Annotated in this window: 8 protein-coding genes, 1 other RNA gene and 1 riboswitch; of the genes, 6 read left to right on the top strand and 3 right to left on the bottom strand. The window is 35.3% G+C overall.

Annotated elements, in window-relative coordinates; translation table 11 throughout:
- Positions 1–85: 85 nt before the first annotated feature.
- Positions 86–434: a transfer-messenger RNA gene (gene ssrA / locus J6D32_RS07035) on the bottom strand.
- A gap of 224 nt (positions 435–658) precedes the next feature.
- Between ssrA and J6D32_RS07030 the strand changes: the two genes are divergently transcribed.
- The gene (locus J6D32_RS07030; RefSeq protein WP_229059776.1) at positions 659–1534 is read left to right on the top strand and encodes a hypothetical protein; all 876 of its coding nucleotides are present in this window, start codon (positions 659–661) and stop codon (positions 1532–1534) included.
- On the top strand, positions 1518–1649 hold the full coding sequence (locus tag J6D32_RS07025) for a hypothetical protein (RefSeq protein WP_009607026.1): 132 nt from the start codon (positions 1518–1520) through the stop codon (positions 1647–1649). The genes J6D32_RS07030 and J6D32_RS07025 overlap by 17 nt, the downstream gene beginning before the upstream one ends.
- Positions 1650–1678: 29 nt before the next feature.
- Here the strand turns inward: J6D32_RS07025 and J6D32_RS07020 are convergent, their stop codons facing one another.
- Positions 1679–2575 carry a LysR family transcriptional regulator gene (locus J6D32_RS07020; RefSeq protein WP_006784114.1) on the bottom strand — a complete coding sequence of 299 codons (897 nt, stop codon included), beginning with the start codon at positions 2573–2575 and terminating at the stop codon, positions 1679–1681.
- A gap of 351 nt (positions 2576–2926) precedes the next feature.
- Between J6D32_RS07020 and J6D32_RS07015 the strand changes: the two genes are divergently transcribed.
- The 4 genes from J6D32_RS07015 (at position 2927) to J6D32_RS07000 (ending at position 9551) form a co-directional block, all read left to right on the top strand.
- The gene (locus J6D32_RS07015) at positions 2927–4087 is read left to right on the top strand and encodes an MFS transporter (protein WP_006784113.1); all 1161 of its coding nucleotides are present in this window, start codon (positions 2927–2929) and stop codon (positions 4085–4087) included.
- 175 nt (positions 4088–4262) lie between these two features.
- Positions 4263–4628, top strand: a complete 366-nt coding sequence (locus J6D32_RS07010) for a hypothetical protein (protein WP_147633636.1) — start codon at positions 4263–4265, stop codon at positions 4626–4628.
- Positions 4629–4779: 151 nt separating this feature from the next.
- On the top strand, positions 4780–8913 hold the full coding sequence (gene gltB / locus J6D32_RS07005) for a glutamate synthase large subunit (RefSeq protein WP_287467454.1): 4134 nt from the start codon (positions 4780–4782) through the stop codon (positions 8911–8913).
- Between the two features lie 239 nt (positions 8914–9152).
- Complete coding sequence (locus J6D32_RS07000; protein ID WP_006784109.1) at positions 9153–9551, top strand: hypothetical protein; 399 nt, start codon at positions 9153–9155, stop codon at positions 9549–9551.
- Between the two features lie 204 nt (positions 9552–9755).
- Here the strand turns inward: J6D32_RS07000 and J6D32_RS06995 are convergent, their stop codons facing one another.
- Positions 9756–9878, bottom strand: coding sequence for a hypothetical protein (locus J6D32_RS06995; protein ID WP_262949936.1), 123 nt, complete (start codon positions 9876–9878; stop codon positions 9756–9758).
- 229 nt (positions 9879–10107) lie between these two features.
- A riboswitch (cyclic di-GMP riboswitch) is annotated at positions 10108–10194 on the top strand.
- The last annotated feature ends 116 nt before the right edge of the window (positions 10195–10310 follow it).

Genomic DNA, 10310 nt, shown 5'->3' with positions numbered 1-10310 from the left:
ATTATCTCAACTCGGATTGAATCTGAACTCAGATAATGGTTTTTATTTTGTGTTTTTCCTGTAACAGTTGCGGACGTGGATATTATGGTGGAGATGGGGGGAGTCGAACCCCCGTCCGAAAACACCGACCACTTAACTTTCTACAAGCTTAGTCTCCTATTGAATTTAACGGGTGACTGGTTAGGCGACAGACCTGTCAGACCGCGAGTTTGATAATCTCTTCTAGGCTATTCAAACGGCACAGACTAGCGTATCCCACTAATAGTGAGCCTAAACATTCAACATGGGCGATTGAGTGAGTAGGCAGCTACGTTATATTAAGCAGCTAATTGTAAGTTTGTTTTTCCGGTTATTATAAACCTCGACCTTTTAACGTGGGCGAACACGGCTTGCTTATTAAGCTCAAATGCCCCCGTCGAATCCGTAACATCCCCAGGTTAATTTATCACTTAACTTACAGAATTAATTATACTCGATTTTTAAATCTTTCGCAAGTTTTCAATTAGATTAGTGAAATTCAAAACACTAATTATTGTGTGAAAACGACAAAAAAATATTCAGAATTTAAAAATAAAAAAATAAAAGCGTGTTTAAAATAAAAAAATCGGTTCATACTATACCTGTGATTTCTGTTATTAAATCCAAATCGAGGTGAAATATGCTGACAGTTATAACAAATTTAATTTTAACCGTAATATTCACTTTTTCATCGGTTAGAATGCCCGTTACTAATGAAAAGCAAAATATTCAAAGCTCAACAGTTATGACAACGATGGAAAATAAAACAGAAAACAGTACTTTAAAAACCGTATCAAATTCAAATGTTTTGCAAAAACAGGAGTCACAAACAGGAGAAACTCAAACTACTTCTAAACAATTAAATAAGTCAAATTCAGAAATGATTACTTCTGATGACATAAAAAAGCAAGTGGCAAATGAAAAATTATTTTCTGCATTATCAGAGGCAGTAGAGCAGTCTGAAAATGAGGTGCTTGTGAATGAGGAAGTGGAATCTGATGAGGGAACACAGCAGGTTGCTAAATTAAACTCAGGTGAAGAAAGTGATATTGCACCAATCGCAATGACACATGATTCAGAACCAGATGCAGGTATAGAAGAAACTGAATCAGTTTATAAAGATTATAGACAAACCTTTTACAGTGTTCAGTCTGGTGAAGTTAAAGTCGGTTATGGTTTATCTTATAATGATACAGAAATTCGTAATATTAATAATGTGATGCATTTTTATGATGATGAATACCAAGAATGGTTACCGATTGTTGCAGTAAATATTAATGAAGTATTAGAAGTCGGACTTAATGAACGTGGAGTTCCTAATTATTATGGAACTATCTTAGAAATCACTTATCCATCAGGTGATGCGCAAAAAGCAATCGTATTAGATGCCTGTGGCGCTTGTAGTCGAGATAATCGTATTGATTTATGGGTATATGAAAAAGACTATAATCATGATGTGAAAGGAATTGAGTATCGAGTTATAAGGGAAGGATTTAAAGATGAAGACGAGCAATGAAGTTGAAAATCTTGAAATTTTATTAATTCAAATGATAGAAGATCAAACCTTGAGTGAGGATGATTATAACCTCATTCATAAATATTTAGTCAAAGTTAAAAATGATTTGCAATAAAAAGGCATGAAGCGCGCTTCATGCCTTTTTTATTTCAATAATTCATGTTTCGTTTGAGCAATAATGAAGTTTTTAAATGCCATTAGAGTTGGACTAATAGATTTATTCCGAACACTGGCTAAATAAATATAGCGAGTGGGATTAGGATTTGAAATCTTAATTACTTTTACATCGAATTGATTTAGTATAGTAACTCGAGGTAAAATCGCAATTCCATAATTAAAAGCGACTAATCCAGCAACCACGCTATCTTCTTCGACTTCACAAATGATATTTGGTTTTGTATTTGATTTTAAGAATAAATCATCAATCGTATGTCGAAGTTCGGTTTCTTTATTAAAAGATATAAATGGATAGTCTACTGTATCTACTAAATCAATCTCATCTTGATGAGCAAGAGGGTGATTCTTTGGTACAATGAGAACCAACTCTTGTTCAGTAATGGGAACAAACTCAATGTCAGGTTCATTGTCAACATATGAACAAAGTATTAAGTCATACTTTTCATCTTTTAACCCTTGCAATAACTGATTGGATTCTCCTTGTGCGAAAGAAAAATGGACATTCTGATAATCATCTTGCTGTAAAAATTGATTGATGAGTGTTGGGACAAATAACCCTTCAAGTGTGCAAATAAATCCTAATTCAATGGAACCCTGTGTATTACTTGCTAGTTCACGTAGTTTCTTTTCCCCAAGTTCTAATTCATTTAACGCTGTTTCAACATAAGTTAAGAAAAATCGTCCGTATTTGGTGAGGCGAACGTTACGTCCCTGTTTTTCAAATAAATAAACTCCTAATTCTTTCTCAAGTGATGAAATAGCATGACTCAAACTTGGTTGAGTAATTGATAGTTGTTCAGCAGCCTGTGTATAATGCTCAAGTTTAGCTAAAACTCGAAAATATTGTAGATGGTTCAAGTTCATGAATCTTCACCTCTTAATAATAGATTAAAATGCCTATATTATATCATATTTAGAGTTATTCTATCTTCAAACAGAATTATTTTTTTGCTTAGCAGTCTCAGTCTGTTTTAAATTTATATGTGTTAGATAGGGATAATAAAGGACAGAATTAAGGAAATTCCTTTATTTATTTTCTTAGTATTTGAAATCTAGCTTCTACTTCAGAGTCTGAATTTTTTATTTTGATTGATAAAATCTATGCATGACTTAGTGCTTCCAACCTTTAATCTCCATAAAATATTCGGTAACGGTTTTAATACTTCAAAAAACTTAACAAAAATGAGTATAATGGATATAAAGGGGAGGGAAAATATGTTAACAATTTTGCTCATAATTATTTATATTGCTTTTATTAGTCTTGGTTTACCAGACGCCATTCTAGGTTCAGCATGGCCATTGATGCATACTGATTTAAATGTTCCTATTTCTTATGCCGGAATCGCGACGATGATTGTCAGTGGAGGAACCATTATCTCAAGTTTTTTCAGCGAAAAAATGATTCGAAAATTTGGAACAGGAAAAGTCACCACCATCAGTGTACTCTTAACAGCCACTGGCTTACTCGGGATTTATTTTGCGCCAAGCTTTATTTGGATCTGTCTTCTTGGAATTCCACTAGGAATCGGAGCTGGAGCAGTGGATGCTGCCTTAAATAACTTTGTCGCTCTTCATTATGAAGCGAAACACATGAACTGGCTTCACTGTTTTTGGGGAATTGGCGCGACCTCAGGACCATTCATCATGTCTTTATTTCTACTCAATCAAAATGGATGGCGAATCGGATACGCAACCATCGGAATCATTCAAGCGATACTCGTTATTTGTTTGTTTATTTCGTTACCATTATGGCGTCAATTTGAAACGACTCAGAAAGTGGAGGAGGAAGACGATAATGGTATCAAAATAAAATCATTATTGAAAATTCCAGGAGCAAAACCGACACTTATCGCCTTTTTCTGTTATTGTGCAGTGGAACTTACCACCGGATTATGGGCCAGTTCTTACTTAGTTGTAAACGATGGACTAGCTGTTGAATTGGCCGCTAAATGGGCTTCATTTTACTACTTAGGGATTACAGTCGGAAGATTCATTGCTGGATTTTTAACAATGAAATTAACGAATACACAAATGATCCGAATCGGACAAACAATTTGTATCATAGGAGCTATTCTTTTAGTCTTACCTATCACTAGTGTGTTTAAATTAATAGGACTCATCTTCATTGGATTAGGATGTGCACCAATTTATCCTGCAATGCTTCACGAAACGCCGAATCGATTTGGAAAAGAATTATCTCAGCGTTTAATGGGGATTCAAATGGCAACAGCCTATGTGGGAAGCACCTTAATTCCACCACTATTTGGCGCTCTATCAAAAGTTCTAGGATTACAAATGTTACCTTACTTTTTATTAATCTTCTTAATCATTATGCTGGTTTCTTCAGAGAAAGCAGCCTATAAAAAAACAAACTAAAACTGACAAAAGGAGCCAAACATTGGCTCCTTTAAATATGTTTAGGAAAAAAATAGATAAATTTTTTGAGTCTTATTTTAGAAATTTGCTTTTTAAAAAAATGATTGATGATAGTCAAAACTTTAGTTCCCAATTCTAGGCCTTTGCATATTTTATAGGTAAAGGAGGAAATAAGATGATCAGAAAAGAAATAGGTTTTTTAAAATTAGGAACAATCTTTTTACAAATTGTTTTTATGTTACTCTTAATCCCAGCCACTCAGTTATGGACGAGTCGATTACTTGGTGGTTTTATTATTAATTCATTTAGTTTAGTCGTTTTATTATTACTTCATGCTTATACATATCATGAATGCAGTCGAAGTCGGATGCCGAAAATTGGGCATTTAGTAGGAATAATAGCTACTGCGATACAAGTTAGCTTCCCCCTATATCTTATCGCGACACTAATTTTAGGATTTGAATCTTATGTTGTCTTAGCCAATCGATTGCCTTGGAAATTAGATCAATTAAGTAAGCCGAAAAAAGTGAAATCAAATTAAGATGAGCTAATGTCCGACTTAGCTCTCTTTTTTTATCCTTAAGTGTCAGAAAAGGTCGTATGATAGTTGACGATATGAACACTTCATATGATAATTAACATAAGTACCTAAAATTGGGAGATACTTATGTAGGAGTAAGGAGGAAAGCATGATGTTTGATCATTCAAATTGTGGGATTGGGGCCATCGCTAATCTTGACGGAACTTATAGCCATGAAATTATTCAACAGGGGATGACCCTCTTAAAAGCACTCAGCCATCGCGGGGGAAAAGCGAAGGATGGGACAGGTGATGGATGTGGGATTTTAATGCAAATTCCCCATCATTATTATGAAAAAAAATATGACATCAAAGGTTCATTTGCCCTTATGATGACTTTCTTACCAAAAGATTTAGTTGAAAGAAAAAAAGCATTAGATATTATACATGATGCAATGAAATCAAATCATGTTGAGGTCATGAAAGAAATCGTGGTGCCTGTTGATTCAACTCTTTTAAAACCAAAGGCACGTGCAACAGAACCATTTATTATGCAATTTATTTTAGATTGTGAAGACCAAGTGACATTATATAAGGTGCGTCGTCGCATTGAGCAACAATGGAAGTTTGCTAATTTAGCTGATCGTACGTGTTATATATCATCATGCTCAGCAAAAACAGTTGTTTATAAGGGATTATTGACACCTGAAGAATTACCGAATTATTACTTAGATTTACAAGATGAAGCGTTCCATTCAAACTTCTGTATCGTACATCAACGTTTCTCAACCAATACCAATCCATCTTGGAATTTAGCACAGCCATTCCGATATTTAGCACACAACGGAGAAATCAATACGGTGTCAGGTAATATTGAATGGTCAAATTCACGCGTTGGACTTGCGACTCATAAAGACGTTTATCCAATTTGTAATGAGCGCCATTCAGACAGTGCAAATCTTGATCGAACGCTTGAGTCTTGGATTTATGAAGGATTTGACCTTGAAAATATCGTGACGCGTTTATTACCTAAAGCATACGAAAAAGATGCGGGTGTGAGTGAGGAACTTAAAGCGTATTATGAATATAGTAATTTAAAACAAGAACCATGGGATGGGCCAGCAGGGGTTATTATTTGTGATGGGCATAAATTAATTGCTACTCTTGACCGCAATGGATTACGTCCATTCCGCTACGTTCAAACAGACAAACAAGTCGTTTTAGCCTCAGAAATTGGGGTCCTAAATACACCGCTTGAAAACATCAAAATGGCAAGCCGAATTCAAGCAAGCGAGCTACTTTGCATTGATTTAGACAACCAAATCATCACAAAAGACGAGGAAGTCAAAGCTATGTTAGCGGCGCAACATCCATATCATGAGTGGTTAACAAAAAAAATAATCAAACCAGCTGCAAAGTATGACTTTAACGCAGAAGTAGCAGATTACACACAAAAATTTGCCTACACTAAAGCCGAATACATGCAAGAGTTAAAATCATTAGTGGAGACGGGAAAGGAAGCCATTGGATCTTTTCCATATACGGCACAGTTGAATATTTTAAAGTCTAGTCCACAACTATTCTTCGATTACTTCAAACAAAATTTTGCACAGGTAACCAACCCACCACTGGATTCAATCCGTGAAAAAAGAGTCTTCTCATTAAAGACTTTTTTAACACCGGTTGTCTCATTAAAAGATGAGCCATTAACTTACCCAGTGTATCAATTAGAATCACCTATTTTAATGCAAAATCAATATGAAACTTTACTAAAGGAAACCACATTCAAACACATTCACCTATCGTTAAAAATTGACACCACCTTACGTGATGCTGTTGCGAAGTTCAGACAAAGCGTCATTGAGGCAACAAATGAAGGTGTTCATATCATTATTTTAGACGATGAATGTGAAGGAAAAGTCATTCCATCTTTAATGGCGACAAGTATTGCGCATGAAGTATTAGTTAAAATGGGGAAACGTCTAGAAGTTCGACTCATCTTAAAATGTGGTGATGCCCGTTTACCGATTCATTTTGCAATGTTACTTGCTTATGGAGGTGACTTCATCTATCCATATTTCTGCTATCACGTCATTACAAAAAATGTAGAAGATAAAGAAACAGTGCTTAAAAATTATTTAAATGGATGTAAAGCCGCTTTATTAAAACAAATGGCTAAAATGGGAATCTCAACGATTTCTTCGTACCGTGGATCAAAAGTGTTTGAAGTTGTTGGTCTAAATGATGAGGTGACCTCTTTATTTACAAGTAAATCATCATTATTTGGTGGGAAATCCTACGAAGACATTGAAGCGGGATTACTAGGAGAAGGGCTAGATTTAGCAAAAGTCAATGAATATCAAAACATGGACTCAATCTTCATGAATCACGCATACTCAAAAAAATTCATCAAAGACATTAAAGCTGTCATATCCGCTAATGATTATGATGGATTCAAACGCTTAACTGAAGAAGAAAGAAATCGCCAAATTAACCTTCGTGATTGCTTAAGCTTAAACAGAACTCAATCGATAGCAATCGAAGACGTTCAACCAGTCGAAGAGATTATTCGTCATTTTGTTGCATCAGCGATGTCATACGGTGCTTTATCTATTGAAGCTCATGAAACGATTGCCCGTGCTTTTAATGAACTTGGAGCATCTTCAAATAGCGGTGAAGGTGGGGAACTTGTTGAACGTTTTGGAACGATGACCGCTTCAAAAGTGAAGCAAGTTGCTTCAGGCCGTTTTGGTGTTACCTATGAGTATTTACGTAGCGCTGAAGAAATTCAAATCAAGATGGCACAAGGTGCAAAACCTGGAGAAGGTGGACATTTACCAAAATCAAAAGTTGATGAAAATATTGCCCGCGTTCGCTATGCCAAACAAGGTGTAGATTTAATTTCACCACCCCCTCACCACGATATTTATTCCATTGAAGATTTAGCGCAGTTAATTCATGATTTACAAACAACAAATCCATCTGCTCTGATCAGTGTTAAATTAGCATCACTTGCAAACGTTGGAACGATTGCAAATGGAGTGGTTAAAGCAGGAGCTGCTAAAGTGGTTATTTCAGGATTTAATGGAGGAACAGGTGCTTCACCAAAATCTTCACTAAAATACACGGGACTTCCTTGGGAATATGGGCTATATCAAGCGCACAAATCATTACTAGAAAATGATGTACGTCATGAAACGTTTATCCAAGTTGATGGACAAATTAAATCAGGGTATGACGTGGTCATGGGAGCAATCCTTGGAGCCGATGAATTCGGAATCGGAACCATGTGCCTTGTCATGGTAGACTGCATCGGATGTAAACAATGTCATACAGGTAAATGTCCCGCTGGAATTACCACTCAAGATGAAACATTGCGTGCTCGCCTCAAACAAGATCCGACGTTATTAAAAACTTATTTAACTTATGTGGCGCGCCAAACACGTGAAATTATGTCTTACCTTGGAGTGAAATCACTTGAAGAACTTCGTGGACGCACAGACCTTTTAGTTGTGCCAAATCATTTAAAATTAGATTGGTTACAACCATTGCCTGTGACTCAAGATATGAATGTGAGAAAACAGCAGATACCAGTGCCAAAGTTAGTGGCAAACGAAGTAAATACTATTGATTCTTCTTTAAGAACACTTGGGGTGCAACTCGTAAGTGATCAAATGCGTACATTTGAAACTTATGGTTATGCTGGACAAAGTTTTGGAGCCTTCATGAATGAAAGTGTTGAACTTATTCATACTGGATATGCCAATGACTATGTTGGTAAAGGATTAAGTGGCGGACGTATTACCGTTAAAGTTAATGAGACGATTCGCCAATTAGAAGAAGAAAACCCTGAATATATCAATCATCACTTAATTGCTGGAAATACGATTCTTTACGGTGCGACTTCAGGAACATGTTATCTTGAAGGGCGAGTTGGAGAACGTTTTGCCGTCCGTAACTCAGGTGCAACGGCAATCAATCACGGAATGGGAGTTCATGCCTGTGAATACATGACAGGTGGAGTTGTTATTTCCTTAGGAGATGTGGACGCGAATATTGGTGCCGGTATGACAGGTGGATTGTTATTCATTTATAAACCATCGGATCTCAACCTAAAACTTAATACGGCCTACGTCAATGTCTTTGAAATGAAAGAAGAACATCGACAAATTCTAAGTGCTGTGTTACAAGATTACGTTATCAAAACAAATAACACACTTGCCTCAAAAATTTTAGTTAACTTCGAAGAAGAGGCATTGAACTTTACACTCATTACATCATCAGATTACTATGAATTAGAACTATAACCAAAAGTGCTATCCTTGAGATAGCACTTTTTTAATACAATGATAAATAAATATTGTTAAAAAATGGTATAATCGTTTTAGTAGTAAGGGGAATAGGATGTTAAAGAAAAGGATAACCATGATTGCAATGAGGGGGAAAAATATAAGATGCGAGATATAAAGGGACATGATGTCTTGTAGGAGCTGATATTATGAAATTTAATAGCGCTTAAATGTGATGAATTAAAGGGGGGAATGAAATGTTAAAAAAAATCATGATCATGATGTTACTGTTCATCGTAGCAGGGTGTCAAAGACAAGAGAATCTACAGGAAACACCGATTCATACATCCATTCAATTATTTTCAACTTTAACAGGAAATTTAGTTCAAACAGACGACGAGTCTTATAAAGAATATGTTGAATTATTTCATGATCTATTCAAAGAAAAGGCAACGTATGAAAAGTTTCTAGGATTAAAAAATATGACAGGCTCAACAGGAGTGAGTTATTCAAACTTCGTCATGATGCAGTTAGATAATGGGGAAATGATACTTGTCTCCTTTGTTCCATGGCCAGAAGAAGACCGATATGAAATTTACGATATTTATCTTGTACCAGATTCAGTGAAGTATTATTTTGAAGATATTCAAAACTAAGCGCCAGCCATGATAAAATACTTGAAGAAGGGTTCACAGATGACGAGTAAAGCGTTTAGATATTCCATTGAAATTAAATAGGCCGCTAATCATTAGCGGCCTATTTAATTATTTGAGGTTCTGATTCGTTTATTAAAATTGATTACAATTTAAGAGAATCAGTCCATTTTCTTTGAGGTAAAAAAGGACTGATATTAAATGTCATTAATGTTTTTGTTCTTTTTTCTTAGTTGTCACTCCAGTTCCTGGAACAGGTTCACCTGCTTCATAAACTTTACCAGGTTGTTTAACTTTTTTTTCATTATATTTATGCATTTTTCCTGACATCATTTGTCACCTCCTTCATCGTTATGATTTACCAAAAAAATTAAAGTAATTCTCAATTGTGACATAAAAAAGATAATTTTTTATTGGGGAAGCATTCGATAAAATGCTATTAAAGTTAAATGGGTGACAATCTTGACACCTAGATTCTACTTTACATTCACTGGGAATTTCTTGTATGATGGGAATGCGTAAAAGTTGTAGAAATCGCATGAAAAAATGTATAAATCCTAAATTTTATAGGCAAATTTGGAGAAATCCAAAGACGCAAAGCTAAAGGGGCTAAGGTCAATTGAGACTATGCTAGCCAGTTGCCGAAGAAAATCTATTCTTTGTTCGTCATAAATTGATTAAAACTAACATGATGTTGATTAGTTATGAACTTTTTGTGGTGCTTAAATTAGATGGTAACTACCCTTTAGGGTAGTTTTTTGT

Source organism: Turicibacter sp. (genome assembly GCF_017941855.1).
In the GTDB taxonomy this organism is placed as follows: domain Bacteria; phylum Bacillota_I; class Bacilli_A; order MOL361; family Turicibacteraceae; genus Turicibacter; species Turicibacter sanguinis.
Note: the sequence above shows the minus strand (reverse complement) of the source record. Positions and strands in the feature narration are given on the sequence as shown.